This is a genomic window from Pelagibius marinus, assembly GCF_014925385.1.
GTDB classification, from domain to species: domain Bacteria; phylum Pseudomonadota; class Alphaproteobacteria; order Kiloniellales; family Kiloniellaceae; genus Pelagibius; species Pelagibius marinus.
The window spans coordinates 31,784-57,783 of record NZ_JACSDK010000015.1 but is presented as its reverse complement, the minus strand read 5'-3'; the positions used below and the strand labels follow the sequence as shown (position 1 = coordinate 57,783).

The 26,000-nt window shown below is 66.4% G+C and carries 29 protein-coding genes and 1 tRNA gene; 18 read left to right on the top strand and 12 right to left on the bottom strand.

What is annotated here, in order from left to right; translation table 11 throughout:
• Positions 1-106: 106 nt before the first annotated feature.
• The 6 genes from H7X47_RS18035 to H7X47_RS18010 all read right to left on the bottom strand — a co-directional run bounded on the left by H7X47_RS18035 (position 107) and on the right by H7X47_RS18010 (position 5,492).
• Complete coding sequence (locus H7X47_RS18035; protein WP_193370119.1) at positions 107-1,039, bottom strand: DMT family transporter; 933 nt, start codon at positions 1,037-1,039, stop codon at positions 107-109.
• A gap of 154 nt (positions 1,040-1,193) precedes the next feature.
• The gene (locus tag H7X47_RS18030; protein ID WP_193370118.1) at positions 1,194-1,586 is read right to left on the bottom strand and encodes a GFA family protein; all 393 of its coding nucleotides are present in this window, start codon (positions 1,584-1,586) and stop codon (positions 1,194-1,196) included.
• Between the two features lie 97 nt (positions 1,587-1,683).
• A complete protein-coding gene (locus H7X47_RS18025; RefSeq protein WP_322096511.1) occupies positions 1,684-2,484 on the bottom strand; it encodes an NAD-dependent epimerase/dehydratase family protein in 801 nt (266 codons plus the stop codon).
• Positions 2,485-2,568: 84 nt separating this feature from the next.
• Complete coding sequence (locus tag H7X47_RS18020; protein ID WP_193370117.1) at positions 2,569-3,849, bottom strand: TRAP transporter large permease; 1,281 nt, start codon at positions 3,847-3,849, stop codon at positions 2,569-2,571.
• 6 nt (positions 3,850-3,855) lie between these two features.
• Positions 3,856-4,407 carry a TRAP transporter small permease gene (locus H7X47_RS18015; protein WP_193370116.1) on the bottom strand — a complete coding sequence of 184 codons (552 nt, stop codon included), beginning with the start codon at positions 4,405-4,407 and terminating at the stop codon, positions 3,856-3,858.
• Between the two features lie 80 nt (positions 4,408-4,487).
• Entirely contained in the window at positions 4,488-5,492 is a 1,005-nt protein-coding gene (locus H7X47_RS18010; RefSeq protein WP_193370115.1) for a TRAP transporter substrate-binding protein, read from the bottom strand.
• A 194-nt stretch (positions 5,493-5,686) separates the two neighbouring features.
• Here H7X47_RS18010 and H7X47_RS18005 point away from each other — a divergent pair, with 194 nt between their 5' ends.
• From H7X47_RS18005 to H7X47_RS17980, 6 genes are all read left to right on the top strand, one after another.
• Positions 5,687-6,421, top strand: a complete 735-nt coding sequence (locus H7X47_RS18005; protein ID WP_193370114.1) for a FadR/GntR family transcriptional regulator — start codon at positions 5,687-5,689, stop codon at positions 6,419-6,421.
• A gap of 127 nt (positions 6,422-6,548) precedes the next feature.
• The gene (kdgD, locus tag H7X47_RS18000) at positions 6,549-7,454 is read left to right on the top strand and encodes a 5-dehydro-4-deoxyglucarate dehydratase (RefSeq protein ID WP_193370113.1); all 906 of its coding nucleotides are present in this window, start codon (positions 6,549-6,551) and stop codon (positions 7,452-7,454) included.
• 25 nt (positions 7,455-7,479) lie between these two features.
• Entirely contained in the window at positions 7,480-8,607 is a 1,128-nt protein-coding gene (locus H7X47_RS17995; RefSeq protein WP_193370112.1) for a mandelate racemase/muconate lactonizing enzyme family protein, read from the top strand.
• Positions 8,604-9,503: an amidohydrolase family protein gene (locus H7X47_RS17990; RefSeq protein WP_193370111.1), complete on the top strand. Its 900-nt coding sequence runs from the start codon at positions 8,604-8,606 to the stop codon at positions 9,501-9,503. The genes H7X47_RS17995 and H7X47_RS17990 overlap by 4 nt, the downstream gene beginning before the upstream one ends.
• Before the next feature lie 110 nt (positions 9,504-9,613).
• Positions 9,614-11,260, top strand: coding sequence for a S41 family peptidase (locus H7X47_RS17985; protein WP_193370110.1), 1,647 nt, complete (start codon positions 9,614-9,616; stop codon positions 11,258-11,260).
• Between the two features lie 89 nt (positions 11,261-11,349).
• The gene (locus tag H7X47_RS17980; RefSeq protein ID WP_193370109.1) at positions 11,350-11,559 is read left to right on the top strand and encodes a dodecin; all 210 of its coding nucleotides are present in this window, start codon (positions 11,350-11,352) and stop codon (positions 11,557-11,559) included.
• 7 nt (positions 11,560-11,566) lie between these two features.
• Here H7X47_RS17980 and H7X47_RS17975 read toward each other — a convergent pair whose 3' ends face one another.
• A complete protein-coding gene (locus H7X47_RS17975) occupies positions 11,567-12,802 on the bottom strand; it encodes an MFS transporter (RefSeq protein WP_193370108.1) in 1,236 nt (411 codons plus the stop codon).
• A 673-nt stretch (positions 12,803-13,475) separates the two neighbouring features.
• Here H7X47_RS17975 and H7X47_RS17970 point away from each other — a divergent pair.
• Complete coding sequence (locus H7X47_RS17970) at positions 13,476-14,333, top strand: OmpA family protein (protein WP_193370107.1); 858 nt, start codon at positions 13,476-13,478, stop codon at positions 14,331-14,333.
• A gap of 124 nt (positions 14,334-14,457) precedes the next feature.
• On the top strand, positions 14,458-15,318 hold the full coding sequence (locus H7X47_RS17965; RefSeq protein WP_193370106.1) for an OmpA family protein: 861 nt from the start codon (positions 14,458-14,460) through the stop codon (positions 15,316-15,318).
• Between the two features lie 38 nt (positions 15,319-15,356).
• Here H7X47_RS17965 and H7X47_RS17960 read toward each other — a convergent pair whose 3' ends face one another.
• From H7X47_RS17960 to H7X47_RS17950, 3 genes are read right to left on the bottom strand one after another with little or no spacing between them, the layout of a single operon-like run.
• Positions 15,357-16,217 (bottom strand): hypothetical protein, encoded by an 861-nt coding sequence (locus H7X47_RS17960; protein WP_193370105.1) that lies wholly within the window; start codon positions 16,215-16,217, stop codon positions 15,357-15,359.
• A complete protein-coding gene (locus H7X47_RS17955; protein WP_193370104.1) occupies positions 16,217-17,296 on the bottom strand; it encodes a hypothetical protein in 1,080 nt (359 codons plus the stop codon). Before H7X47_RS17955 ends, H7X47_RS17960 begins: the two co-directional genes overlap by 1 nt.
• Entirely contained in the window at positions 17,293-17,499 is a 207-nt protein-coding gene (locus H7X47_RS17950) for a hypothetical protein (RefSeq protein ID WP_193370103.1), read from the bottom strand. Before H7X47_RS17950 ends, H7X47_RS17955 begins: the two co-directional genes overlap by 4 nt.
• Positions 17,500-17,604: 105 nt before the next feature.
• Here H7X47_RS17950 and H7X47_RS17945 point away from each other — a divergent pair, with 105 nt between their 5' ends.
• Both H7X47_RS17945 and H7X47_RS17940 read left to right on the top strand, forming a co-directional pair.
• A complete protein-coding gene (locus H7X47_RS17945) occupies positions 17,605-17,817 on the top strand; it encodes a hypothetical protein (protein ID WP_193370102.1) in 213 nt (70 codons plus the stop codon).
• A 398-nt stretch (positions 17,818-18,215) separates the two neighbouring features.
• Positions 18,216-18,773 (top strand): hypothetical protein, encoded by a 558-nt coding sequence (locus H7X47_RS17940; RefSeq protein ID WP_193370101.1) that lies wholly within the window; start codon positions 18,216-18,218, stop codon positions 18,771-18,773.
• Between the two features lie 151 nt (positions 18,774-18,924).
• Here the strand turns inward: H7X47_RS17940 and H7X47_RS17935 are convergent, their stop codons facing one another.
• Entirely contained in the window at positions 18,925-19,776 is an 852-nt protein-coding gene (locus tag H7X47_RS17935) for a papain-like cysteine protease family protein (protein ID WP_193370100.1), read from the bottom strand.
• A tRNA-Thr gene (locus tag H7X47_RS17930) sits at positions 19,751-19,825 on the bottom strand. Before H7X47_RS17930 ends, H7X47_RS17935 begins: the two co-directional genes overlap by 26 nt.
• Positions 19,826-20,037: 212 nt before the next feature.
• On the opposite strand from H7X47_RS17930, the gene H7X47_RS17925 reads away from it, so the two are divergent.
• The 8 genes from H7X47_RS17925 to H7X47_RS17890 all read left to right on the top strand — a co-directional run bounded on the left by H7X47_RS17925 (position 20,038) and on the right by H7X47_RS17890 (position 25,948).
• Positions 20,038-20,223 carry a hypothetical protein gene (locus tag H7X47_RS17925; RefSeq protein ID WP_193370426.1) on the top strand — a complete coding sequence of 62 codons (186 nt, stop codon included), beginning with the start codon at positions 20,038-20,040 and terminating at the stop codon, positions 20,221-20,223.
• A 163-nt stretch (positions 20,224-20,386) separates the two neighbouring features.
• Positions 20,387-20,941: a dCTP deaminase gene (gene dcd, locus H7X47_RS17920; protein ID WP_193370099.1), complete on the top strand. Its 555-nt coding sequence runs from the start codon at positions 20,387-20,389 to the stop codon at positions 20,939-20,941.
• A 27-nt stretch (positions 20,942-20,968) separates the two neighbouring features.
• Entirely contained in the window at positions 20,969-22,258 is a 1,290-nt protein-coding gene (murA, locus tag H7X47_RS17915) for a UDP-N-acetylglucosamine 1-carboxyvinyltransferase (RefSeq protein WP_193370098.1), read from the top strand.
• Positions 22,259-22,295: 37 nt separating this feature from the next.
• Positions 22,296-22,835 (top strand): DUF2948 family protein, encoded by a 540-nt coding sequence (locus H7X47_RS17910; RefSeq protein WP_193370097.1) that lies wholly within the window; start codon positions 22,296-22,298, stop codon positions 22,833-22,835.
• 151 nt (positions 22,836-22,986) lie between these two features.
• Entirely contained in the window at positions 22,987-23,661 is a 675-nt protein-coding gene (hisG, locus tag H7X47_RS17905; RefSeq protein WP_437126585.1) for an ATP phosphoribosyltransferase, read from the top strand.
• The gene (gene hisD / locus H7X47_RS17900; protein ID WP_193370096.1) at positions 23,651-24,958 is read left to right on the top strand and encodes a histidinol dehydrogenase; all 1,308 of its coding nucleotides are present in this window, start codon (positions 23,651-23,653) and stop codon (positions 24,956-24,958) included. Before hisG ends, hisD begins: the two co-directional genes overlap by 11 nt.
• Positions 24,959-25,000: 42 nt before the next feature.
• Complete coding sequence (locus H7X47_RS17895; protein WP_193370095.1) at positions 25,001-25,498, top strand: UPF0262 family protein; 498 nt, start codon at positions 25,001-25,003, stop codon at positions 25,496-25,498.
• 6 nt (positions 25,499-25,504) lie between these two features.
• Positions 25,505-25,948 (top strand): arsenate reductase ArsC, encoded by a 444-nt coding sequence (locus tag H7X47_RS17890; RefSeq protein WP_193370094.1) that lies wholly within the window; start codon positions 25,505-25,507, stop codon positions 25,946-25,948.
• Positions 25,949-26,000: the final 52 nt, after the last annotated feature.

The following is a 26,000-nucleotide window of genomic DNA, read 5'->3' as shown; positions in this document are numbered from 1 at the left end:
TTGCGTCGCTGGGCGCGTCAAGGCGAAGTGAAGACTGTTGAAATCAACCCGAAATACTCTCGGCAAAGTTGCCGTAGCCGTGTTCCCCCGGCCGCCGTGCCAGCGGTCAGGGAATGGGGCCGCCGGCGGAAGGCGGCGCGGCGGGCGGCGCCGGCGGACGCCCGCGGCGGGTCTCATAGCGCAGGCTGATGTAATTGCCGGAGAAAATGATCAGGGCGCCCAGCAGCGTGAACAGCTCGAAGGGCTCGGCGTAGAGCAGGAAGCCGGCCACCGCGACCACGGGCAGGCGCAGGAAATCCAGAGGCATGATGAAGGTGGCGTCGGCCGCCGCCAGGGCGGAGGTCAGGCAGTAGTGCGCCGAGAGCCCGGTCACCGCCATGAGCAGCAGCCAGGGCAGATGTTCGGCAAAGACCGGCTGCCAGACGAAAGTCGAGGCGACAGCGCCGAAGACCGCCTGCATCAGCACCATGTAGAAGGTGATCGACAGCGCCGTCTCGCGCCGGGTCAGCCACTTGGTGACCGCCCCGGTGGCGCCGAAGAAGAAGGCGCAGAGCAGCATGATGAGAATGCCGTCGCTGACCTCCGTGAGTCCGGGGCGCACGATGACCAGGATACCGGCGAAGCCCAGGGCAAAGGCGGCGAGGCGGCCGCGGTTCATGCGTTCGCCCAGGAACAGCAGCGCCAGGAAGCCACCCCACAGCGGCGAGGTGAACTCGATGGCCGAGACCGTGGCCAGCGGCAAGAGGCCGATGCCGAAAATCCACAGGACCTGACCGGTGAAGTGGATGACGTTGCGCAGCCCGTGCCCGGCCAGGTAGGTGAAGCGGATCTGGCGCCAGCGCGTGCCGCCGTATCTCTTGCTTGGCTGGCTGAGGACCGGCAGCAGGATCAGGACGCCCAGAGTGCTGCGGATGAACAGCATCTGAAAGGCGTGCATCTCTCCCGTAAGCTCGCGCACCGACACTGCCATGGCCGCAAAGGACAGCAGCGAGGCGATCATCCAGGCGATGGCCTTGAAGGGGCTGGCGTCGGGCTGCATGGAAGATGAATCCGGGGGAAGGAAGGATGTTGGAAGGAAGTCGGGCGCCGCCGTGGCGGACGGCCGGACAGCATGCCACGCTGCCGCGCCCGGAAGCCAGCGGAATAGCCCCTCTCGTTGTCTGGCAACGGCGCCTTAGCGCCCCTCGCGCGACCTACGCCTCGGAGCGGCCCGCCGCCTCACGATTGCGGTCGTATCGTCTCTTGAGCGGAAACGGCGGCAACCAGGACTCGCGACGGATGGTCCAGAGTTCATAGGTTGGCCGCAGTTGGTCGGGGGCATCCAGGGACCCCAGGTTCACTTCGATTTCGTCTGCGCTGCGTCCGAAAACGGTGGAGCCGCAGCGCGGACAGAAGAACCGCCCGGCGTAGTCGCGTGTTTCGCCCTCGATCGTCACCGCATCCTGCGGGAAGACCGCGGAAGCGTGGAATAGAGCCCCATGATGCTTGCGGCAGTCGATACAGTGACAAAGGCCGACCCGGTAGGGGGGACCCGACGCCACGATTCGGACGTTGCCGCACAGGCAACCGCCGGTGAAGCGGTCCATGCTGCGCCTCCTCTGAAATCAAGCGGTCGGCATGGGTACAACGAACGGCACTGCCATTGCAATTGCCCGCTTGCGGGCGGGCTTCAGGGCACGCCCGCTAGTCGACGCGCAGGCCGCACCAGAAGCCGCCCTGGAAGCGGCTTTCGACGTCGTCGGGGCCGGGCTTCTCGTGGCGCTGATCGATCAGATCGCGGAACTGCTCGGAGCTGTCCCTGGGCTGCCAGCCGAGGAAGCCGGCGTGGCTGTTGTCCCACCATTTCTCCAGGTTGTCGGAGACGCCGTAGAGGGTGGTGTAGCCGACGCGCTGGGCCAGGAAGACGCGCTCCATCAAGGCCACGAGGTCGTCCTCGGAAAGCCAGGTCACCATCATGCGGTGGTCCTTGGGCTCGGGAAAGCAGGAACCGATGCGCACCGCCGCCGTCTCGATGCCGTACTTGTCGTAGTAGTAGCGCGCCAGCGCCTCGCCGAAGCACTTGGAGACGCCGTAGAGGCTGTCGGGGCGAACCGGTGCGGTCACGTCGATGCGGGTCTCGCGCGGGTAGAAGCCGGTGGCGTGGTTGGAACTGGGATAGAAGATGCGCGGCACCCCGGCCTGGCGCGCGGCCTCGTAGATGTTGTAGGTGCCCTGGATGTTGGCCGGCAGGATCTCCTCCCAGGGCTGCTCTACCGAGATGCCGCCATAGTGGATGATGCCGTCGCAGCCGTCGACCAGCGCGCGCACCGCCGCGAAGTCGGAGAGGTCGCAGGGCGTGACCTCCTCGCGCGGGCCGGCGGCACCCAACTCGGCGATGTCGGAAAGGCGCAGGATCTCGGCGAGGCCCGTCAGGCGGCGGCGCGCGATCGAGCCCAGGCCGCCGGCCGCGCCGGTGATGAGAAGTCGCTTCAAAGGATAAGCCAAGGGGGATACTCCAACTGCTACGCGGTCTTGAGACTCTAGCCGGGCGGCTGCCTGCCGTCTCCAGCCGGACGGGTTTATCAGGTCCTACTTTATCAGGCTGGGCAGCAGCAGCGAGGCCGACGGCACGAAGGTGACGATCATCAGCGCCAGCAGAATCGCCAGGTAGAAGGGCCAGATGGTGCGGACCGCCCGGTCGATGGGTACGCTGCCGATGGCGCAGCCGACGAAGAGGCAGGCACCCACCGGCGGCGTGCAGAGGCCGAGGCCCAGGTTCATCATCAGGAGGACGCCGAACTGCACCGGATCCATGCCGAGGGCGGTGACCACGGGCAGGAAGATCGGCGTGCAGATCAGGATGAGGGCCGCCATGTCCATGATCATCCCCAGCACCAGCAGCATGAGGTTGAGGATCAGCAGGATGACGATCGGGTTGTCGGAGATGGCGGTCAGCAGGGCCGTCAACTGTTCGGGCACACGGTAGAGGGCCAGCAGGTAGGCGAAGGCGGTGGCGCTGCCGACCAGGATCATCACCATGGCGGTGGTGCGCACCGACTGGGCGACCGCGGCACAGAAGTCGGGGAAGGAAAGGCTGCGGTAGGCGAGGGCGGTGATGACGAAGGCGTAGATCACACCGATGGCGCCGGACTCGGTGACGGTGAAGACGCCGGAAAGCGCGCCGCCGACGATGATGACGGCGGTGAAAAGGCCGGGCACCGCGGCGACGGCAGCGGCGAGCAACGCCGTCAGGCCGGGAAAGGCTTCCGCGGGATAGTTCTTGCGCAGCGCCACCCAGTAGGCCGCGACGGCCAGGCAGAGGCACATGATGATGCCGGGGATGACGCCGGCGATGAACATCTTGGCCACCGAGATGCCGCCGCCGGCGGCCACCACGTAGAGGATCATGTTGTGGCTGGGGGGGATCATGATGCCGGCGATGGAGGAGGTGACGGTGACGTTCACCGCGTAGTCGGCGCCGAAGCCCTTTTTCTTCATCACCGGGATGAGCAGGGAGCCCAGCGCCGAGACGTCGGCCACGGCCGAGCCGGAGATGCCGCCGAACAGCATGGAGGAGAAGACGTTGACCATGCCCAGGCCGCCGCGCATCCAGCCGACGGCGGCGGCGGCCAGGTTGATGAGGCGCGTGGCGATGCCGCCACGCAGCATGAGCTCCCCGGCGAAGATGAAGAAGGGAATGGCCAGCAGCGAGAAGACCGAGATGCCGGAGACGATGCGCTTGAAGCCGATCAGCAGCGGCAGGCCTTCATAGGCGAAGGTGGCGATGGCGGCGACGGCCAGGGCGAAGGCCACCGGCACGCCGATGACGACACAGAGGGCGAAGATCCCGAGAAGCAGCAGTAGACCCATGGAGACTTACTCGACCCCCCGGGCGGGTGTCGCGGGGGTGTCTGTATCGGCTGGCGGCGCCGGCTCGCCCTCGGTGAAGCGCTTGGCGGCGTTGGTGGCGCAGAACAGCACCAGCAGGGTCCCGCAGACCACCAGCGGCAGGGAACGCAGGCCTTCCGGCAGGTTGATCATCGGCACCTTGGTGGTCCAGGCGAAGAGGGCGAGGTCGTAGCCCTTCAACGCCATCAGCAGGCCGAAACCGCCGAGGATCGCGTCGATCAGCGCCAGCAGCCAGCGCCTCCAGCGCCAGGGCAGCATCAGCGGCAGGATGTCGACGCTGAGGTTGGCGCCCGCGCGCACGTTGGACGCGGTGGAGAAGAAGGTGATGACGACGATGAGCAGCAGCGCCACCTGCTCGACCCAGGTCGGGGTGGCGTTCAGCACGTAGCGTCCGAAGACCAGCCAGCCGAAGGAAGCGACCAGGAACACCAGGCTGGCGCCGGAGAGAAAGGTCGCCGCGCGGGAGACCAGCCCCAGCGCGCTGTCGAGTTTGCGGATGGCGGCGGGGAAGAGGGACATGGCAGGAGCCCGCGGGAAAAGGAAAGCGGAAAAAGACGCCGGCCCGGCCAGGGAGGTCGGGCCGGCGTGCAGGTCCCGGGTCAGTCCACGGCCTGGATGGCCTTGACCAGGCCTTCGAGGTCGGGGTTCTCAGCAATGAACTTGTCGTAGACCGGCTTCATGGCCGCCTGGAAGGGGGCCTTGTCGGCGATCTCGTTGAACTTCACACCGGCGGAAATGACCTTTTCGCGGCTGGCGCTGGAACGCTTGGCCCAGAGCTCGCGCTGGGTCTCGGCGCTGCGCCGCGCGGCGGACTTGACGGTCTCCTTGTCGTCGTCCGAGAGGCCGTCCCACAGCGCCTTGCTGACGCAGAAGCACTCCGGAATGATCAGGTGCTCGGTGCTGGAGTAGTAGCCGGCGACCTCGTAGTGGCCGGTCGACTCGTAGGACGGCCAGTTGTTCTCCGCGCCGTCGACCACGCCGGTCTTGATCGAGGAGTAGACCTCCGAGAAGGCCATGGGCGTGGCGTTGCCGCCCATGGAGGCGACCATGTTGACGAAGAGGTCGTTGTTCATCACGCGAACCTTCATGCCCTTCACGTCGTCGGGCGTGGTGATCGGCTTCTTGGAATTGTAGAAGGAGCGCGCGCCGGAGTCGTACCAGGCCAGGGCGACGATACCCTTTTCCGCCATGGCGTCGCTCAGCTGCTCGCCGACCGGGCCGTCGAGCACGCGGTGCATGTGGTCCATGCTTTTGAAGATGAAGGGCAGGGAGACCACGTTGGTCGCCGGGATGACCTGGCCCATGGGGCCGAGGTTGAAGACGGCGTAGTCGATGGAGCCGAGGCGCATCTGCTCGATGGCGTCGGGCTGGCTGCCCAGCACGCCGGAGTGATAGGTCTTGCCGGTCAGCTTACCGCCGCTCTTCTCGGCGATCTCGGCGGTGAACTGGTCCATGCCCAGGGACACGGGGTAGTCGGGCACGTGGATGTTCCAGCCGCGCCATTCGGCCTGCGCGCTGCCGGGCAGGGCGGTGAGGCCGGCGGTGAGCAGGGCCGCGGTGGCCGCCGCTGCGGCGAATTTCCGGAACTGGATCGGGCTTGTCATGGTGATGGTTCCTCCCAAGGACCGGGACGATTGATATGATGTCCCAGGTTGTAATGGCGGCTATTGTCATATAATTCATATGATGACTGGTCAATGGCTTTGTGCGCCGCGCCGCGGAATCGCCTGGACAGTGGCCGCCTCCCGGCCGATAGAGGGAGGGGGAAGCCGTTGATAGCTTTGGGGTTGCCAGACTGATGGAGCAGATCGAGGAACGCCGGCCGCGTCAGGGCTTGACCCACAAGGTCACCGCCGCCCTGCGCCAGCAGATCGAGGGCGGGGCGCTGAAACCCGGCGACAAGCTGCCCACCGAGCAGGCGCTCATCAAGGCGTTCGGGGTCAGCCGCACGGTGATCCGCGAGGCCATCGCGGGCCTGCGCGCCGACGGCCTGGTGGAGCCGCGCCAGGGGGTGGGGGTTTTCGTGCTGGAGCCGCCGGCGGCCAACCGCGAGCTGCCGCTGCTCACCCTGCCGACCCGCAAGATCTCCGACATCATCGAGTCGCTGGAGCTGCGCACGGCGGTCGAGGTGGAGGCCGCCGGTCTGGCCGCGGTGCGCTGCTCGCCCGCCCAGGAAGCGGAGATTCACAGCCGCCTCAAGGACTTCGAGGCCAGGGTCAAGGCCGGCGAGTCGACCGAGGCGGAGGATTTCGCCTTCCACGTCGCCGTGGCCGAGGCGGCCAACAATCAGCAGTTCAAGGAATTCCTGGCCTTCCTGGGGCGGCGCACCATCCCGCGCTCCCAGCTGCGCCGGGCGGTGGGCGATTCCCTCGGGGCGCCGGCCAGCGACGCGGAGCTCTACCAGGAGCACTGCGCCATCTTCGAGGCGATTCTCGCCCGCGACCCGGAGGCCGCCCGCGACGCCATGCGCCGCCATCTCTCCGGCTCCATGGAGCGCTACCGCGCCCTCATGCGCCCGGCCGTGACCTCCTGACCGGACCGTCCCTGCCTCAAGTCATATGATGAGTTGACAGCTCTGAAGGTCATCATATGATGTGGCCGCGTCCCGCTGGTGCCTCGGCGGGAACGCTGCAATCGATCTTCTGCTGAAGGCCACGCGTATGACCCCCCAAGAAATCAAGGCGCAGATTGGCGCCGGCCTGCTGTCCTTTCCCGTCACCACCTTCGATGAGGCCGGAGACTTCGATCCCGCGAAGTACCGTGAGCACGTCGGCTGGCTGGCCGACTACCCCGCCGCCGCGCTCTTCGCCGCCGGCGGCACCGGCGAGTTCTTCTCGCTGAGCCGCGGCGAGATCGTCGAAGTGATCCGCACCGCCAAGCAGGCGGCCCGGGACGTGCCGATCATCTCCGGCTGCGGCTACGGCACGCGCATGGCCATCGAGATCGCCCAGGACGCGGAGGCGGCCGGGGCCGACGCCCTCCTGCTGTTGCCGCACTACCTCATGCGGGTGCCGCAGGACGGCATCTTCGAGCATGTCAGAGCGGTCTGCGAGGCGGTGGAGATCGGCGTCATCGTCTACAACCGCGACAACTCGCAGGTGACGGCGGAGACCCTGGAGATGCTCTGCGAGGCCTGCCCCAACCTCATCGGCTTCAAGGACGGCAGCGGCGACATCGCCACGGTGCGCGAGATCACCAGCCGCCTGGGCGACCGCCTGGTCTACGTCGGCGGCATGCCGACCCACGAGCTCTATGCCGAGGCCTACGACGGCGCCGGGGTCTCCACCTATTCCTCGGCGGTGTTCAACTTCGCGCCCAAGGCGGCGCTGGAGTTCTATGCGGCCCTGCGCGCCGGCGACAAGGCGAAGATGCAGGCCATCCTCACCGATTTCTTCTATCCCTTCGCCCGCATCCGCGACCGCCGGCCCGGCTATCCGGTCTCCATCATCAAGGCGGGGCTGCGGCTCATCGGGCGCGATCCGGGCCCGGTGCGCGCGCCGCTGACCGATCTCACCGAAGAGGAGATGGAGATGCTGGGGCCGCTGGTGCGGAAGTTCGCGGCCTGACGCATTTTCCCGTACAGTCGTTGCCATGAAAATCACAGCTGTCCGCCCCCACGTCCTGCGCTACGAGCTGGAAGACCACTTCCAGTCGGCCTTTTCCACCTTCATCGACCGCTGGGCCTGCCTGGTGGAGATCCAGTGCGACGACGGCACCGTCGGCTGGGGCGAGTGCCTCGGCCCCTCCACCGCCAACGCGGCGGTGGTGGAGGCCATGGCCTCCCTGGTCGTCGGCCGCGACCCGCTGGAGATCGAGCCGATCTGGCTGGAGCTCTACAACCAGTTCCGCGACCAGGGCCAGCGCGGGCTCACCCTTACGGCGCTGAGCGGCATCGACATCGCGCTGTGGGACATCGCCGGCAAGCACTTCGGGGTGCCGGTCCATGTGCTGCTGGGCGGCGCTTTCCGCAAAGAGATCCCGGCCTACGCCACCGGCGGCTTCCGCCCGGTGGGGCGTGACCGCCGCGCCGCCCTGGAGGAGGAGACCGCCGGCTACATGGCCGAGGGTTTCACCGCCACCAAGATCAAGATCGGCTTCGGCGTCGAGGAGGATGCCGAGGTCATCGCCGCGGTGCGCGCGGCCATCGGGCCGGACGCGCGCCTGATGATCGATGCCAACCACGGCTATGACGCCATCGAGGCGGTGGCGCTCGGCAACCGGGTCGCCGACCTGGACATCGATTGGTTCGAGGAGCCGGTGACGCCCGAGCTGCTGGACGCCTACTGCGAGGTCAGGGCGGGCCAGCCCCTGCCGGTGGCGGCGGGCGAGACCTGGCACGGGCGCTGGGCCTTCGCCGAGGCGATTCAGCGCCGCGCCGTCGACATCCTGCAGCCCGACGTCTGCGGCTGCGGCGGCCTGACGGAGATGAAGAAGATCATCTCCCTGGCCGAGGTGGCGGGCTTGCGCCTGGTGCCGCACGTCTGGGGCACGGCGGTGCAGATCGCCGCCTCGCTGCAGGTCCACGCCATCCTGCCGCCCAGCCCGCCGCGCCACGAACGCTACCAGCCGCAACTGGAGTTCGACCGCACCCCCAATCCCTACCGCCAGGCCATCGTCACCCGGCCCATCGAGCACGAGAAGGGCATGGTGGCGGTGCCCGAGGGCCCGGGCCTGGGCATCGAGATCAATCGGGACATGGTCGAGAAATACAGCGTATGACGGTCGATGACTCGCAGGGCCGCGAGCCGACCCGGAAGCTGGCCCGGAAGCTGAGCGGCGCGCCGCCGCGCCTGAAGCTGCCGCCCAAGGCGACCGACACCCACATGCATATCTACGACGACCGCTTCCCGGGCCGCGACGGCGGGCCGCCGAAGCCGCCGCTGCCGGCGACGCTGGACGACTACCGGCAACTGCAGCAGTGGCTGGGGCTGGAGCGCACGGTTTTCGTGCAGGGCGCCGCCTACCAGTTCGACAATGCCTGCCTGCTGGACGCGCTGGAGCGCTTCTCGGCCGAGGGCGGCGAGGCCCGCGCCATCGCCGTGGTCGGCCCCAGGGCGGAAGAGGCGATGCTGGAGGACATGACCCGGCGCGGCGTGCGCGGCGCGCGCCACATGCACCTGCCCGGCGGCGCCGTCGGCTTCGACGACCTGCTGGCCATCAACGCCCGGGTGCGGCCCTTCGGCTGGCACATGATCGTGCAGTTCGACGGCCGCGACATGATCGAACGCACGCCCGTGCTGGAGGCCCTCCGGGGCGACTACATCATCGACCATGCCGGCAAGTTCCTGGAGCCGGTCGGCGTCGACGCGCCCGCGTTCAAGGCGCTCCTGAAGCTCATCGACCGCGGCAACTGCTATGTGAAGATCTCGGCCTGCTACGAGACCTCCAAGTCCGGCCCGCCGGGCTACGACGACGTCGGCGCGCTCTGCAAGGCGCTGATCGCCCACGCGCCCGAGCGCATGCTCTTCGCCACCAACTGGCCGCACGTCTCCGCCCCGATCGACAAGCAGCCCGACGACGGCCAGCTGCTCGACCTCCTGCTCGACTGGGCGCCCGACGCGGCGGTGCGGCAGCAGATCTTCGTCGACAACCCGGCGCGGCTCTACGGGTTCTAAAGTCCACATTCCCGTTCATAGAATTGACAGGTTGCATTGACCCAAATGTGGTCGCCTTACGCCTGCACCTAAGCTATGCTTCAGGTTTTATAGGAATGAGGCAAGATTACATGATGGTTGTGCTGCGCACATTGGCGTTGTTGATGGCTATGGCATCCCTAGGGGGATGTGTCGCGCCGTTTCCGCCTGAGTTGCAGGCAGAAAACGCCGATCGAGTCGAAGAGGTGCTCGCCGATGCTTATGAGGAGGTTGGCCAAGCTTACAACGGGGAAGTGGCGGTCTCCGAAATGGCGTTGGCCGGCCTTGCCAATCTTGCGTCTGTCGAACCTAGTCTCGCTCTCGAGCAATCCGGCGACACTGTTACGATGTCTCTCGGCACAGAATCGGTCTATCGGTTCGACAAGCCCGCTGGTGAGAGCGCTCATGAGTGGGCCGAAGCCGTCAGCGCGGCGCTGATTGCCGTGCATGGACGCTCTGAGCGGCTCCGGCAGATCGAACCCCGGCGCCTCTACGACAGCTACATGAACGGGTTGACGAGCGCCCTGGGCGGCGATTCGCAGTACTTCCCCTCGGAGGAGTTCTACGCTTACCTCTATGCTTCCATAGATGGACTCGTCGACCTGACTTATATGCCGGTCGCGGAGGGACTGCGGTTGGTATCGCTAGACCGCGACAGCCATTTGGATGCGGTTGGCCTGAAGACGAACGATGTCATCACCCACATCGACGGCAAGGCAACAGCAGGCCGTTCGCGTTTCGAGGTATATTCTCTTCTACGAGGCCCGGTGGACACGAAGATTGTTTTCAATGTTCTGCGCGATGGCAAGGCGCTGCCATCCACAATCGTGGTGCAGCGGTGGTTGGTCGAGCCACGCAACTTCACCTTCAGGCGTACGCGCGGCGTTGCGGTCTACGACCTGCCGGTTCTTAACGAGTTTGCTGCCTTTGCGCTCGCAAAGAGCCTGGCAGTAGAAACCAAAAGAACAGACGCGCGGAGCCAGCTGCCACATGGCATTCTGCTTGATTTGCGCGGTGAGCCTCCGGTGGCATCGAACGTGGTGCGTACTCCTTCCGTCGCTCTAGGGCCGAATCGACGCGACTGGTCCAGTCTTGGTAGCTACATCCATGCCGGTTTCATGGCAGGGCCGGGAGGGTCCCCGGAGGCCGCCCGCGGTCTTGTTACCGCCTTCATGAGCGATGGCGTTGTGGTCCTGCAGCGCGGCAGACAGAGTGGAGCCGACACTGTGATCGAAGCCGGTGGGATCGATCCGTCGGATCAATTGCCCTTGGTAGTGGTCGTTGACTCTTTCACCATTGGCGGTGCTGAGATTGCTGCCGCTGCGCTTCAGGATTCCGGGCGCGCTCTTGTCATAGGCGCCGGCACCGCAGGTTCCGGCACCATCCGGCGGAATGTCTCGCTTAACAATCTGGGTATTGTCAATCTTCCTTGGGCTTTTGCTCACGCGCCTTCGGGCTACGGGATCGAGGGACGCGGCGTGACGCCACAGATCTGCACGTCATTGCCAGGGGGAACGCTGCAAGGATTGCTGAACACTCTGCGCCGGGGAGAGGGATTGATTCCGGATGCCCAGCTTACACGTGTCATGGAGCCTGACGATACAGTAGCAATCGCCGAGCAGCGCGCGCTCTGCCCGCCTGCCCCGGACTCCGGTGACTTGGCTTACGAGCTGGGCATGGCCCTTCTGAAGGAGCCAGAGCTTTACGCGCGTCTGATAAATCAGGCCCGCCGCTCCTGAGCTGGCTGAACGACTCGCCGCCCGCGACGGCTGGCGCCGCTTTCGCTAGACTGGCGGTGATATCAACCAGCAGAAAGCGGAGCCCGGCCATGTCCGATCACGTCTATTCCGTCACCGAGGTCTACGGCTCGTCGCCGAAGTCCCTCGATGCCGCCATCCGTAATGCCATCAAGACGGCCTCCAAGAGCCTCCGGAACCTGGAGTGGTTCGAGGTCTCTGAGATCCGCGGCCACATCGTCGATGGCGACGTCGGCCACTACCAGGTCGGGGTGAAGCTCGGCTTCCGCTACGAGAACTGACGACAGTTCAGCCCTTGCCGTTCCTGCCGTTCGCACCTTTGAACATGCGGCCCAGCAGCATGGAGGTGCGCGGGACGTAGCGGTAGGGCGTGCGCGGCTCGGTGCCGGCGCGCCGGGTCATGCGGTAGAGCGTGAAGACGACCAGCGCCACGTGGACCGAGGCCATGAAGACGAACATGGCCGAGGGGCCTGCCAGGGCGATCAGCCAGGCGGAGATCGTCGGGCTGACGATGGCGCCCAGGGAATAGAAGAAGATCAGGGCGGCGTTCAGTTCCACCATGAAGTCAGCCTCCGCCAGGTCGTTGGCGTAGGCGGCGGAGACCGAGTAGATCGGGTAGGCCGTGACCCCGAAGATGAAGGCGCCGAGGTAGAGGCTCCCGGCGTCGCCGGGCGGCACCAGGGTGGCGATGCCCAGGCAGCTGCCCGCGGCCAGCACCGAGAGGCCGAGCAGCACGTGGCGCCGGTCGGTCTTGTCGGCGACCCAGCCGACGGGATACTGCGCCGCCACCCCGCCGAGGATGGCCGAGGCCAGGAAGACGGCGATCTGGCCCTGGCTCAGGTCGTTCTCGACACCGTAGATCGGCCCCACCATGCGGAAGCCGGCGCCGGTCACCCCGGCGACGATGATGCCCAGGGCCGCGGCCGGCGACAGCAGCAGCGCTTTGATCGGGCGCAGGCGCGGCGCCTTGGGCGTGTCGGGCGCCACGCGCTGCGACAGCGCCAGGGGCAGCAGGCAGAGGCAGCAGAACATGGCGATGAGGTTGTAGGCGGCATAGCTCGCCGGCTCCAGGAAGGCGATGAGGCCCTGGGCGCAGAGCGCGCCGGCCAGGTCGACCACGCGGAAGACGCCGTAGACCCGGCCGCGGTTGTCATTGCCGGTCTTGGCGTGCAGCCAGCTCTCCACCACCGTGTAGGCGGCGGCGATCGCCAGGCCGGTGAAGACGCGCAGCAGCGCCCAGACGTAGGGCCCCTGCAGGACCGGGTGCAGCAGCGCGCCGATGGCGCCGATGGCGGCGGCGGCCGCGAAGGCGCGTGAATGCCCGATGTTGCCGATCAGGCGCGGCGTCACGTAGCAGCCCAGGAAGAAGCCGAAGAAGTGCGCCGAGCCCAGCAGGCCGATCTGTTCGGTGCTGAAGCCGATGACCGCGCCGGAGAGGGCGTCCAACGGCCCCAGCGAGCCGGAGCCCAACTGCACCAGGTAGATCGACACGAAGAGGGCGGTGAAGGAGAGGAGGGTCCCCATGGGATACTCGCGGAATCTCTAGGCGGCTCTCGAAGGACCCGCTGAGGGGACCGGCAGGAGTCATCCCACATAGCACCATCCGACAATGGGAGGGATGCCCATTGCTCGGGCCTGTCACCCTATGCATGCAGGGCTGGGGGCCGCGGGGTCGGGGCGCCTGCGTGACGGATATCGCCCGGAGGGCGACGGCGCCCGGTCCGGTGGCGGGCGCAAAACTCGTCCTTTAGTTGTGATCGAATTCGACCCGATCGGACGAAGAAAGGAAACAATTCTTCTTCTGGCGGCCCGGCGATGTCCATTTTTGTCCCTTGCTCCCTTGTTCTCCAGAGATTTAGCTGTGCCAGGGTTGAATGGGAGAGGCCTGGATAAGCGGCCAAGTAGGACAGGCATTTTTCACCTGCACAGGTGAAGAAATAGTCGAATAGACTACTATGCTCAGTATGATGGATTAGCTGAAGTCTGGGGGCACCGTGCTGGTCATGCGGCGGCCTCAGGGGCCGGGGCGTTCAAGCGGACAACGGCCAGGAAGGTTCGGCTAAAACGTCAGGTTGTAACCGAGAAGGCAAAGCGCCCCGGTGTCATGGGTATCAACACAGAGAGGGGGCAGGCGGCCGCGAGGCTGTAGCGCCGATGGCCCTGCCAGAGAACGAGATAACAACGGGAGCATCAGACAATGAATGGAGCATTTCGCATGGCCCTGGCCGCGGCTGGGGTTGCATTGCTGGCCGGTTGCAGCGGTACCGAGCTGCAGAAGGCCGAAACCATGTCGCCCCAGGGTTCGAGTTACGACCGCAGTCTCTACGATGGTTACTTGGCGCTTTCGGAAGGTGAGTACAAGGAAGGCGACTATAGCGATTCCGACAACTTCGCAATGAAGGCGATGGAAGCGGGCAGCGGCAAGGCGGTGCAGCCGGACATGATCGCCTCGCGCAGCCTGCCGGACGACAAGGTCGACGAACTGACGGCGGCGCGCCTGCGCCTGATGACGGCGAAGTCCGCCGGCGCGGCGGAGGCCAAGCCCATGGAAGCCGCCGATGCGCAGATCGCCTTCGACTGCTGGATGCAGGAGCAGGAGGAGAATTTCCAGGCGGACGACATCGCCGCCTGTAAGAACAACTTCATGATGGCGATGGCGAAGCTGGAGGAGCAGCCGAAGGTCGCCGTCGCACCGCCGCCCCCGGCGCCCGCGCCGATGATGGCGAAGCCCCAGGCCTTCACCGTGCACTTCGAGTTCGATGACTCCGGCCTGACGCCGGACGCGCGGACCGCGCTGGCCGACGTGGTCTCGGCGGCGAAGAAGGACGACTACGGGGTCATCGACATCAGCGGCTACACCGATCTGGTGGGTGCGGATACCTATAATCAGGTGCTCTCCGAGCAGCGCGCCAACGCGGTGATCAACTTCCTGGTCGAAAGCGGTATCGAGGCCGGCAAGATCGTGGGCCGCGGCCTTGGCAAGGCAGATCCTGTCGTCGACGTACAGGCGCCGGAGATGGCCAACCGGCGCGTCGAAATCAAGCTGGAGCCCTGATCGACAGATACTGATCCCGCCACGCGGCGTGATGGGAGAACGCCGCGCGGGCGGGGAAGTTGGAACGGTGCCGGCGTCCCAACGGCAGCCGGTGCTCTAAAAACAAGAAACGGGAGCGTCAATAATGAATCGTACGATACGTATTTTCCTGGCCGCGGCCGGGCTCGCCCTGCTGTCCGGCTGTGCCGGCTTCGGCCTGCAGGAAGCGCAGATGGTTCCACAGCAGGGGAACGCCTTCGACCGCGCCCTCTCCAGCGGCTATCTGGACCTCTCCCAGAAAGAGTTCGACGAGGCGGACTATATCGACTCCGACCGCTTCGCGGAGCGCTCGATGGCGGCGGCCCGGGGCGAGAGCGTCCAGCCGGAGGAGATTGCCGCACGCGAACTACCGTCCAACAAGGTCGGCACCCTGACCGGCGCGCGCGAGCGCCTGGTCACCGCGCTGTCCGGTGGCGCGGCAGGCAGGCAGCCCGCCGACGCGGCGGAAGCCCAGGTGAGCTTCGATTGCTGGATGCAGGAGCAGGAGGAAAACTTCCAGCTGGATGACATCGCGGCCTGCCAGAACCGCTTCATCGCGGCGATGGAGCGGCTGGAGCCGAAGCCGATGGCCGCCCCGGCGCCGCCGCCGCCGCCCCCGGCGCCCGCGCCGATGGCGTTGCCCGGTCCCTTCGTCGTCTACTTCGACTTCGACAGTGCCGCCCTGACGCCGCAGGCTCAGACGGAACTCGCCGACGTGGTCGAGGCGGCGGGGAAGACCGGTGAGGGAGCGATCAACATCACCGGCTATACCGACCTCTCGGGCGCCGAGGCCTACAACCAGGTCCTCTCCGAACGGCGGGCCAACTCGGTCATCGAGTTGCTCGTCGGCAGCGGCGTCGACGCCGCCAGGATTGTCGGTCGCGGCCTGGGTGAAGCCAACCCGGTCGTCATGACCGAGGCCCCTGAACAGCGCAACCGGCGCGTGGAGATCGAGTTCCAGCGCTAGGCGTCTTTGCCGTAGCGGCCTGCGCCGCCGCGTTCGCCCTATTCCAGGGCGGCGCGGCGGCCGAGCCGTTCCATGATGTCGAACTGGATTGCAAGCAGGCGGTACTCGGCCGTCAGCAGGGCGTCACGCAGCCGGGTGGCGTCGCGCCAGCGGTCCTGCAGCGTGGCCGTGCTGACCTGGCCGATGTCGTACTGCTGACGCGTCGCACCAGCCAGGGTGCGGGCGAAGGACTCCATCGGCTGCAGCAGGTCGTAGTCCCGGCGCGCGGCTTCGTAGTCGATCCAGGCGCGCTGCAGCGCGATCTGCACTTCGGGCAGCTGTTTTTCGGGGATATCTTCCTGCTGGGCCAGGGCCGCCAGGGCGACCGCTTCGTCGCGCGGCCAGGCCGAAGGCGCTAGGCGCGGCTTGACGAACTCCGAGGGCTCGCTCTCCATCACCGCCCTGAAGAACAGCTCGGCATGCAGCAGCGACGCGATCAGCGCGGTCTCCTGGCGTTGCCAGTATTTCAGCTCGATCTCCGCCAGCAGGGAGTCGCCGGTGCTCAAGACGCCGCTGTTGACGCCTTGTTGTACCGCCGAGAGCAGGTCGCGCTGGCGCGCGATGGCGCCACGAATGTTGTCGAGCCGCGCGCGGTCGCGCAGCAGGTCGAGGTAGAGGACACCCACCAGGTTGGCCGCACAGCGCCCGAGCGGCCGTCGGTCCGGCACGGCGACAGGACCCAGCGAGGCAAGGCAGACTTCGCGGTGTCCGGGATTGCGCTCCAGCTTGCTCAGAACCTGTTTCAGGTCCGCCGCTTCGGCGGCCGGGGCGCCGAGACAGGCCGCCAGGGCGATCAGCAGGCCCCTGCCGAAGCGGGAGATGGGTACCGCTGAAGCTCCTCTGGGGCTGCCGGGGCGCATCAGTTGCCGTCTTCCGACGCGTCCTGGGGTTCTTCGAACATCTCCGCGACCGCCGACTTGGTGATGGCGAAGGCTTCGGCGAGCACGGCGATGCGCGTGCGCAGGTTGAGGGCGAGACGGCGCAGATGCTCCGGCGTCTCCGTGGCCTCCTGTACGACCTGGCGCTTGAACTCGTCGACCCAGAGCGCGACCAGCTCGGGCGGCACGCCGGAGAGGTCCTGCACCAGGAAGGCTTCGTCCTGGCGCACCGCTTCCCGGGTCAGCGGGCGCAGCACCGAAACGATGAAGGGCCCGTTGCCGCTCAGCTGCAGGCGCCCCTTCAGCACGTCTGCGCGGGCCTGGTCGTAGTGCTGCAACAGCAGGTCGACCTGTTCCTCGGGGCTGCGCTGGGCGAAGTCGACACGCAGGTTGTCCGGCGTGGTGTCGGTGAAATAGGCGCGCATCGGTGCATAGAAGATATTGATCTCTTCGCGCGCGGCGCCGGCTTCTTCCAGGTCTTCGGCGCTGCGCACCTGGCCGACGAAGGCCTCGATCGCGGCGCGGAAGCGCAGGCGCTCCTCCCGCTCGCCCTCGCGGGCGCCGGAATAGAGGAGATAGCTGTAGAGGGGATGGCCGGGGCGCTCTTCCTCGCCGGGGAACAGCAGGCTGCGCCCGGTATGCCGCAGGCCGGCGAGCTCCGGCGGGCCCGGATCGCCATTGTGGCCGCCGTTGCCGGCTGCCGGATCTCCACCAATGGTCGCCTCATTGGCGAAGAGTACGATCGCCGGCCTCGCAATGCCCTCGAAGACGACCTCCACCACGTAGGGACGGTCGTCCAGCAGCAGGTTGCGCAGGATCACCCTGGCGCCGTCGTCAAAGCGCAACACCAGATCCGGGTAGGACTCTTCGGGGGTCGGCTCGAGGGGCAGGAAGGCGAAGATCAGCCGTGCTTCCGCCGGCACCTCGATCTCCAGCGTCTCGCCGGGCGCCGGGCGCGGCACCGGGATCTCGGCCGGCTGGCCGCGTGCGTGAGAGACGCCGCCCAGCAGGAATATGGCGCAGAGCAGGAAAGGACCGAGGCTGCGCGGGAAGGCGCTCATTTCGGGGCCGACTTTCCGGAGATCAGCGCCGCGCCCCAGCGGCTCCAGGCCCAGTGGCCGAGCTTGGTGAGGCCGTAGAGCACCACCAGGACGAAGACCGTCTCCATGGCGCTGAAGGGCTCGCTGGGGAAAGTGAAATAAAAGCCGGTCCACACCACGACGGTCAGCGCCACGGCAATCGCCAGGTCAAGGCTCCACTTCACCCTTCGCCTCCCCCTAAGAAGGGCCGCTTTGCGCGGCTCGCGCGCAAGCCTAGCACGTCCAAAATGCTCGAGGGACCGACAATCTTTGCTACAGATATGCGATTCTTGACCTATACGGCGGCACGCTTCGGCAGGATGATGGCTTTTTTCGTGCTGGACCTGGCCAGCCTGCTGCTGACCGGCGGGAACTTTGACGCTTTATTCGGAGACGTTCGACCGCGGCGGGACATCTTGTTGATCGGCGATGGTGGCAGCCGGATCGTCTTTGGCTATCCCGACGCATTGGGGGCGGCTGCGGGGCGTGCACGATTTGGGTAAATATGCTATAGTGCGACCATGAAAAAAGACGATTTCATTCTACCGGACGGCCTAACGATCATCCGCGGAACAGTGATAGTTCTCGGCGTGGCGACCAATTGGCCGACCGTGCATTACATCGATGCCCCTTTGGGCCCGGCGCAGCACCTTGTTGAGACCGGCGACGGAGGTCATTACGGGCCTATCGAGGCTACAGAGATGGCCTCCGCGTCATCGACCTCGGCCCTCAGCTTACCTGTACAAAGTTTCCCGCTTGAGCGTGGCTGATCTCGACATCTGCCGATCCGCCGCGGCACGTTGAATACCGCGCAATTCATTTCAAAACGTGCTTCGCTGGGATAGGCCGGGAAAACCCGAGCCGCCTTCGACAGTCGTTGGCCTGGAAACAGAGAGAACGGATGCCGGAATACGTGCCGCCGGGTAAGCGAAAGAAAGCATCCCCGGGTGCGATGCTAGATAATTCCGTTGTGCGCCTCGACCTGTTCTTCCTTGCCGCAATCTTCCTCGCCGACCAGCGGGTCAACGCCCTCCCTGAGGGCCGGCAGGCAGACCGAATACAGGACCTATGGAACGAGTTCGAAGAGCACGAGATAACGGTGCGCCTCGCGTCGACGGCCTCGTTTCTACGCGCCCGCGACGACTATGTGCTGGCTGAGGTTGATCGACAGGGCACCGATGAGGTTCGCGCATGGGCCGCATTATTGCGGAATCAGGAGTGCGGAACGCTGCAGCCGGACCTCGGCCACGACAGGGTGATCGGGCTGACGTTGCGCGAGGCGTGCAGCAAGATCATTCATTCTAACGAATACCACTTCGATGTCGTTGGCGAGCCGCCGCACGCGCACATCCTGCCGACGATGTACCTGTACGGCATCCAGAACGGGCGTAAGTGGCGGACGGTCCTGGACGTGCTGCGCTACATCGAGGTCGGCATCACCTACACCGACTTCACCTGACGTTGATCCTCGACGCGTGAATTGGGGATCAAACGGGACGGTACGAGAGCGACCCCAGGCACGCTAAAACCCACATAAAACCAGAAGAAGCGGGACTAGCCGGGATAAGGCGGTATGATCCGAACCGCCTTTGAATCCCGTTGGTGTGCGCTCAGATTTGGCTGCCGGGCATTGGCCCGAAACAACTCGGGCACCCTATACCCACCCACATTCGACCAGTACAATCTGCGCTCATGCAACCGAGTAGTTGAGGCAAGTCGAGCGTGAGGATGTAGCCACAATTTTCACATGCTATTGTCTCTGCTATCTGAGAACCGCATGTCGCGCACGAGTGCGGAGCTTTGTCGGTATTGGATACTGCTACCAACCAGTTGCCGAAAATCTCGCCGCCGTCCTTCGTGGATGTGAGAGAGCGCAGCATGGCGATCGTTAACAGTTTATTCTCGCCGTGCAGCGGGTCGTGAAGTCGAACTTTGTTGAAGCGCGGCGGTTCGAAACCAAGAAAGAGCCTAAAGTGGCCAAGGTTGCGAAAATTCTTGGAGGGCTTAAGGCTGCCCGGTATCACAGCCGGAATTGCTGCTTCGTCACATTGCTTCAAACTGGCGATTAGGTCTCGGGCGCCAAAAGCAATAGCCTGCAAGCCTTGCTCTTGTGCGTCTAGCGCAACGGAGACCGTTGGGATAACGAGCTCGTCGTATCCGTTGGTTCTGGGCTTCTTTCGATCATCCCAGATTTGGCCTTGCGTCCGTGCCACATCGAAGTGGGAATAGATCATTTCGAGACAGGCTGCGCCGCAATGCGTTTCGCCTACCTGGTTCACATATGGGAGAGACAGCATCACCTGTGCCCGGATTCGGTTTTGATTGATTATAGTGACTTGCACGCGGGAGTAGATGCCATTGTCCCAACGCGCTACCGGCCTCTGCCATTTGGCAGCAGAAGCAGTAGCGGGCGATTCGAGGATTTCTGGGAAGAAATGGTGCCGCCGGGGTGAATTGAACACCCGACCCCACCCTTACCAAGGGTGTGCTCTACCCCTGAGCTACGGCGGCACGCGCAAGCCTGACGGCCTGATGGGGGCGGAACATGCCACCGGCGGCCGGGCTTGGCAAGGCTAATCCCGGGCGTTTTGGCGGCAATTTTCGGCCCCGGGGGATGTTCTTAGAGCGGGGGCCTTAATGGCCGCTTAATGCGGGGCGCGGCGCCCGAAACCGCCCCCCAGCGGCCTTGACCTCGCCACAATCGGGCGGCAGTGTCGCGGGCCATGCCGAACGACCGCAAATCCCTTCCCAATTCCGGCCCTGATTCCGGCCCCGAATCGCCCGCCAGAGCACCGGATTCCGGCGCCAAGGGGGCGGATTCCCGCCAGGAGCGCCTGGCCCGGGCCCTGCGCGACAATCTGAGGAAGCGCAAGGCCCAGCAGCGCCAGCGCCAGGAGGGCGGCGCTTGAGCCGCCGGGGGACCGGCGGCGCCGGCGGGGCCAAGGCGCGCGGCAGGGGCGCCGGCGGCTTGAGAATCCCCCCGCATTTCAGTAGAAACGCGCGTTCCGCCGAAGCTTCTTCGGGCGCCGACGGGGACACAGGTAACCTCAAACAGACGGGAGCGTGACGGCCATGTCCATCATGCCGGACAGCTGGATTCGCGAAATGGCCGAAACCCAGGGCATGATCGAGCCCTTCGTCGAGGCCCAGCGCCGCGAGGGCGTGATCTCCTACGGCGTCAGTTCCTACGGCTACGACGCGCGCGTGGCGACCGAGTTCAAGATCTTCACCAACGTCGACAACGCCATCGTCGACCCCAAGAACTTTTCGGACCAGAGCTTCGTCGAGCGCGACACTGAGGTCTGCATCATCCCGCCGAATTCCTTCGTGCTGGCCCGGACGGTGGAATACTTCCGCATCCCGCGCGACGTTCTGGTGATCTGCCTGGGCAAGTCGACCTACGCGCGCTGCGGCATTATCGTCAACGTGACGCCGCTGGAGCCGGAGTGGGAGGGCCACGTGACCCTGGAGTTCTCCAACACCACGCCGCTGCCGGCCAAGGTCTACGCCAACGAGGGCGCCTGCCAGTTCCTCTTCCTGAAGGGCGCCACGCCGCCGGAGGTGTCCTACGCGGACCGGGCCGGCAAGTACATGGGCCAGCGCGGCGTCACCCTGCCGCGGCTCTAGCAGCCAGGTAACAAGCAAAGAGACCGGATGGACCAGATCGTTATCCAGGGCGGACGGCGCCTGAAAGGCGAGATCCGCATCAGCGGCGCCAAGAACGCGGCCCTGCCGCTGATGGCGGCGAGCCTGCTGACCGCCGACACCCTCAGCCTGTCCAACGTGCCGCACCTGGCCGACATCGCCACAATGGCCCGCCTGCTGGCGCAGCACGGCGTCGAGGTGCACATGAACGGCGGCGCCGAGAACGGCTTTGACGGAGGGGTCCTGGACCTCAAGGCCGGGACCATCTCCTCCGTGGTCGCGCCCTACGACCTGGTGCGCAAGATGCGCGCCTCGGTCCTGGTGCTGGGCCCGCTGCTGGCCCGGGTCGGCGAGGCCAAGGTCTCGCTGCCGGGCGGCTGCGCCATCGGCACCCGGCCGGTCGACCTGCACCTGCACGGCCTGGAACTGCTGGGCGCCGAGATCGTCCTGGAAGAGGGCTATATCCACGCCTCCGCACCCAAGGGCCTGACCGGCGCCGCGGTCGTCTTTCCCAAGGTCTCGGTGGGGGCGACGGAGAACCTGCTGATGGCCGCCTGCCTGGCCAGGGGCGAGACCCAGCTGATCAACGCCGCGCGCGAGCCGGAGGTCACCGACCTGGGCGAGTGCCTCATCAAGATGGGCGCCGAGATCGAGGGCCTGGGCAGCGACAAGATCACCATCCGCGGCGTGGAGAAGCTGCATGGCGCCGAGCACGCCGTGGTGGCCGACCGCATCGAGACCGGCACCTACGCCATGGCCGCGGCCATCACCGACGGCGAGCTGGACCTCATCGGCGCGCGCGCCGACCACCTGGACGCCGTCATCAAGGTGCTGGAGGAGGCCGGGGTCACCGTCGAGGAGACCAACCGCGGCCTGCACGTGAAACGCACCAACGGGCCGGTGCGCGGGGTCGACGTGATGACCGAGCCCTATCCCGGCTTCCCCACGGACTTGCAGGCCCAGACCATGGCGCTTATGTCCACGGCGGAAGGCGCCGCCATGATCACCGAGTCGATCTTCGAGAACCGCTTCATGCACGTGCCGGAACTGGCGCGCATGGGCGCCAACGTGAACGTTCACGGCGCCTCCGCCATGGTCCGCGGCCAGCCGCAGCTGACCGGCGCCGAGGTCATGGCCACCGACCTGCGCGCCTCGGTCTCGCTGGTGCTGGCGGGCCTGGCCGCCCAGGGTGAGACGGTGCTGAACCGCGTCTACCACTTGGACCGCGGCTACGAGCAGCTGGAGCAGAAGCTGGCCGCCTGCGGCGCCGCCATTACCCGGCGCCGGGCGCCGCAGTAAGCCTGGCCGAGGGAAGAGGGGACGAGGAAAGAGAGGCATGGTCGAGCAAGAGGCATCGGACGACAAGCCGCTGAAGCTGCGCGCCCACGACCCGCAGGACATGGACGTGCTGGCGGCGCTGCTGCAGGACGCGCTGGTACCCCTGGGGGACATGAAATACCTGCCCGAGGAAAAGCGCTTCGTCCTGGTGGCCAACCGCTTCCGCTGGCACGGCGACCCGGCCGAGGACGAGCGTCCCGCGGCGCCCGAAGCCCTGCCGGAAGGCGCGGACGTCGCCTTCGACGACGAGGGCCAGCCGCCCTTCGAGCGGGTCAACAGCGGCCTCTGCTTCGACAAGGTGGCGCGGGTGCGCTACCGGGGCCTCAAGCCCGGCGGCGACGACGAGATCCTCAGCCTCCTCACCATCACCTCCGATCCCGGCTCGGTGACCCTGATCTTCGCCGGGGAGGCGGCCGTGCGCCTGGAGGTGGAGGCCATCCGCTGCCATATGGAGGACCTGGGCCGGCCCTGGCCGACCCGCTGGCGCCCCCATCACGACGAGGGCCCCGGCTCGGAAGGCGGCGGCGAGCAGCCCTAGAAGCTCCCGTGCCGCTGCCGCGGTGAGTCAAAAAAGGCGGTGGCAATTCCGGGGAAAAATCGCCATACCAAGGCCCGAGACCGAGACCTGAACCCGCAGCCCCCGGCTGCCGGGCCGTCGAGATTTTGTGTGTAGCTGCGGAGCCAAACCGGTGACTTCCCCCGTGACGTCCAACGAGCCCTTGATCCTGGCGGTCCCCAAAGGCCGCATCTTGAAGGAATTAAGTCCTTTGCTGGCGCACGTCGGTATCGAGCCGGAGGCGGCCTTCAACGATGACGACGCCCGACAGCTGCGCTTTTCCACCAACCATCCGGGCCTGGACATCATCCGGGTGCGCAGCTTCGACGTGGCGACCTTCGTGGCTTTCGGCGCCGCCCATCTGGGCGTGGCCGGCAACGATGTGCTGATGGAGTTCGACTACCCGGAGCTCTATGCCCCGGTCGACCTGAAGATCGGCGGCTGCCGCCTCTCCGTGGCCGCGCCGCGCCGTCTGGCCGAGAGCGACGACCCCAGCCGCTGGAGCCACATCCGCGTGGCCACCAAGTATCCGGGCATCACCCGGCGCCACTTCGCCGCGCGCGGCGTGCAGGCCGAGTGCATCAAGCTGAACGGCGCCATGGAGTTGGCCCCGGGCCTGGGGCTGTGCCGGCGCATCGTCGACCTGGTCTCCACCGGCTCGACACTGAAGGCCAACGACCTGGTGGAGGTGGAGACCATCGCCGAGGTCACCTCGCGCCTGATCGTCAACCGCGCCGCCCTGAAGACCCGCTCCGAGGAGCTGACCGGTTGGGTCGAGAGCTTCCGCGAGGCCGCAGATGCCGCTTAGGTTGGATGCCGCCGCCGCCGGCTTCGAGGAAGACTTCACCGCCCTTCTGAACAGCAAGCGCGAGGCCGCCGCCGACGTCGACGCCACGGTGGCCGAGATCATCGCCGATGTGCGCCGGCGCGGCGACGCGGCCCTGCTGGACTACACCCAGCGCTTCGACCGGCTGCACTTGGCGGCCGAGCAGCTACGCATTCCGCAAAGCCAGCTCGACGCCGCGGTCGAGGACTGCGAGCCCGAAACCATCGCGGCGCTGGAGCTGGCGGCCGAACGTATCACCGACTACCACCGCCGCCAGAAACCCGAAGACCTGGACTACCGCGATGCGGCCGGCGTGCGCTTGGGACACCGCTGGACGGCGGTGGAGGCCGCCGGCCTCTATGTCCCCGGCGGCACCGCGGCCTATCCTTCCTCGGTGCTGATGAACGCCCTGCCGGCCAAGGTCGCCGGGGTGGAGCGCCTGGTCATGGTGGTGCCGACGCCCGACGGCGTGGTGGTGCCCCTGGTGCTGGCCGCCGCGAAGCTGGCCGGCGTCACCGAGGTCTACCGCGTCGGCGGCGCCCAGGCGGTGGCGGCCCTGGCCTTCGGCACCGAGACCATCGCCAAGGTCGACAAGATCGTCGGCCCCGGCAACGCCTTTGTGGCCGCGGCCAAGCGCCAGGTCTTCGGCACCGTGGGCATCGACATGATCGCCGGCCCCTCGGAGATCCTGGTGGTGGCCGACGCCGGCAACCGGCCGGACTTCATCGCCGCCGACCTGCTGTCCCAGGCCGAGCACGACACCGCCGCCCAGTCGATCCTCATCACCGACGACGCCGGCTTCGCCGACGCGGTGGAGGCCGAGGTGGCCAAGCAGCTGGAGGCGCTGCCGCGCAGCGCCATCGCGCGGGAGAGCTGGCGGGCCCACGGCGCGGTCATCACCGTCGCCGGGCTGGAAGCCGCCCTGCCGCTGATCGACCGCATCGCGCCGGAGCACCTGGAACTGGCGGTCGCCGATCCCGATGCCCTGGCCGTGCAGGTGCGCAACGCCGGAGCCATCTTCCTGGGCCGCTATACGCCGGAGGCCATCGGCGACTATCTGGCCGGACCCAACCACGTGCTGCCCACCGCGCGTTCCGCGCGGTTCTCGTCGGGTCTTTCGGTGCTGGACTTCATGAAGCGCTCCTCGCTGATCTCCTGCGATGCCGAGTCGCTGGCCAAGATCGGCCCGGCCGCCGTGCGCCTGGCCGAGGCCGAGGGTCTGGACGCGCACGCCAAGTCGGTCGCCCTGCGCCTGGCGGCCAACCCGGAGCCATCCTGACTCCGGCGCGACCTTATTGAGGGGGGGAGCGGTCCCGCGGGCATGAACGACGACAGCCATAAGGAAGCTCCGCCGAGGGAGCGGCTGACCAACGTCACGCTGGACGACAGCGCCGTGATCCGGCGTAGCCCGGAGGTCGAGCACGAGCGCGCGGTGGCCATCTACGACCTGCTGGAGGACAACACCTTCCGTCCGGTGGGCGACTACGGCGGGCCCTATCACCTGCACCTCTCGATTACCGAGAACCGCCTGCTGCTCGACATCCGCAGCGAGGAGGAGGAGAGCCTCGGCACCGTCACCCTGCCGCTGCTGCCCTTCCGCCGGGTCATCCGCGACTACTTCGGCGTCTGCGAGAGCTACTACGAGGCGATCAAGACCGCCAGCCCGGCAAGAATCGAAGCCATCGACATGGGCCGGCGCGGCCTGCACAACGAGGGTTCGGAGCTGCTGCAGGAGCGTCTGGAGGGCAAGGTCGAGATCGACTTCGACACCGCGCGCCGCCTCTTCACGCTGATCTGCGTTCTGCATATCCGGGGCTAGCCGCAGGTGAGCGATCTTCCCGACGCGGTCCTCTTTGCCTGCACGCAGAACTCGGTGCGCTCGCCCATGGGCGAGGCCTTGCTGAAGCACCTGCTGGGCCACCGCATCTACGTGGACTCCGTCGGCGTGCGCTCCGGGGCGATCGATCCCTTCGTCATCGAGGTGATGGACGAGCTCGGCATCGACGTCTCCAAGCACCGCGCCAAGTCGTTCGACGACCTGGAGGACACCTCCTTCGACCTCATCATCTCGCTGTCGCCGGAGGCTCAGCACAAGGCTGTGGACCTGACCCGGACCATGGCCTGCGACGTGGAATTCTGGAACACCTTCGACCCCACCCTGATCGAGGGCAGCCGGGAAACCCGCCTCCAGGCCTACCGGGATGTGCGCGACCAGCTGAAGAAGCGCATCGAGGAACGCTTCACCCTGGACCTGAAACCGCCGCACTGAGGGAGCCGTTCCGGCCCTAAACCGCGGAAATCCGCGATTTTTCGGGGGCTTC

Coding starts and splice junctions, on each gene's coding strand:
- H7X47_RS18035 (WP_193370119.1), bottom strand. CDS start 1,039: ATGCAGCCCGACGCCAGCCCCTTCAAGGCCATCGCCTGGATGATCGCC.
- H7X47_RS18030 (WP_193370118.1), bottom strand. CDS start 1,586: ATGGACCGCTTCACCGGCGGTTGCCTGTGCGGCAACGTCCGAATCGTG.
- H7X47_RS18020 (WP_193370117.1), bottom strand. CDS start 3,849: ATGGGTCTACTGCTGCTTCTCGGGATCTTCGCCCTCTGTGTCGTCATC.
- H7X47_RS18015 (WP_193370116.1), bottom strand. CDS start 4,407: ATGTCCCTCTTCCCCGCCGCCATCCGCAAACTCGACAGCGCGCTGGGG.
- H7X47_RS18010 (WP_193370115.1), bottom strand. CDS start 5,492: ATGACAAGCCCGATCCAGTTCCGGAAATTCGCCGCAGCGGCGGCCACC.
- H7X47_RS18005 (WP_193370114.1), top strand. CDS start 5,687: ATGGAGCAGATCGAGGAACGCCGGCCGCGTCAGGGCTTGACCCACAAG.
- kdgD (WP_193370113.1), top strand. CDS start 6,549: ATGACCCCCCAAGAAATCAAGGCGCAGATTGGCGCCGGCCTGCTGTCC.
- H7X47_RS17995 (WP_193370112.1), top strand. CDS start 7,480: ATGAAAATCACAGCTGTCCGCCCCCACGTCCTGCGCTACGAGCTGGAA.
- H7X47_RS17990 (WP_193370111.1), top strand. CDS start 8,604: ATGACGGTCGATGACTCGCAGGGCCGCGAGCCGACCCGGAAGCTGGCC.
- H7X47_RS17985 (WP_193370110.1), top strand. CDS start 9,614: ATGATGGTTGTGCTGCGCACATTGGCGTTGTTGATGGCTATGGCATCC.
- H7X47_RS17980 (WP_193370109.1), top strand. CDS start 11,350: ATGTCCGATCACGTCTATTCCGTCACCGAGGTCTACGGCTCGTCGCCG.
- H7X47_RS17975 (WP_193370108.1), bottom strand. CDS start 12,802: ATGGGGACCCTCCTCTCCTTCACCGCCCTCTTCGTGTCGATCTACCTG.
- H7X47_RS17970 (WP_193370107.1), top strand. CDS start 13,476: ATGAATGGAGCATTTCGCATGGCCCTGGCCGCGGCTGGGGTTGCATTG.
- H7X47_RS17965 (WP_193370106.1), top strand. CDS start 14,458: ATGAATCGTACGATACGTATTTTCCTGGCCGCGGCCGGGCTCGCCCTG.
- H7X47_RS17960 (WP_193370105.1), bottom strand. CDS start 16,217: ATGCGCCCCGGCAGCCCCAGAGGAGCTTCAGCGGTACCCATCTCCCGC.
- H7X47_RS17955 (WP_193370104.1), bottom strand. CDS start 17,296: ATGAGCGCCTTCCCGCGCAGCCTCGGTCCTTTCCTGCTCTGCGCCATA.
- H7X47_RS17940 (WP_193370101.1), top strand. CDS start 18,216: ATGCCGGAATACGTGCCGCCGGGTAAGCGAAAGAAAGCATCCCCGGGT.
- H7X47_RS17925 (WP_193370426.1), top strand. CDS start 20,038: ATGCCGAACGACCGCAAATCCCTTCCCAATTCCGGCCCTGATTCCGGC.
- dcd (WP_193370099.1), top strand. CDS start 20,387: ATGTCCATCATGCCGGACAGCTGGATTCGCGAAATGGCCGAAACCCAG.
- murA (WP_193370098.1), top strand. CDS start 20,969: ATGGACCAGATCGTTATCCAGGGCGGACGGCGCCTGAAAGGCGAGATC.
- H7X47_RS17910 (WP_193370097.1), top strand. CDS start 22,296: ATGGTCGAGCAAGAGGCATCGGACGACAAGCCGCTGAAGCTGCGCGCC.
- hisD (WP_193370096.1), top strand. CDS start 23,651: ATGCCGCTTAGGTTGGATGCCGCCGCCGCCGGCTTCGAGGAAGACTTC.
- H7X47_RS17895 (WP_193370095.1), top strand. CDS start 25,001: ATGAACGACGACAGCCATAAGGAAGCTCCGCCGAGGGAGCGGCTGACC.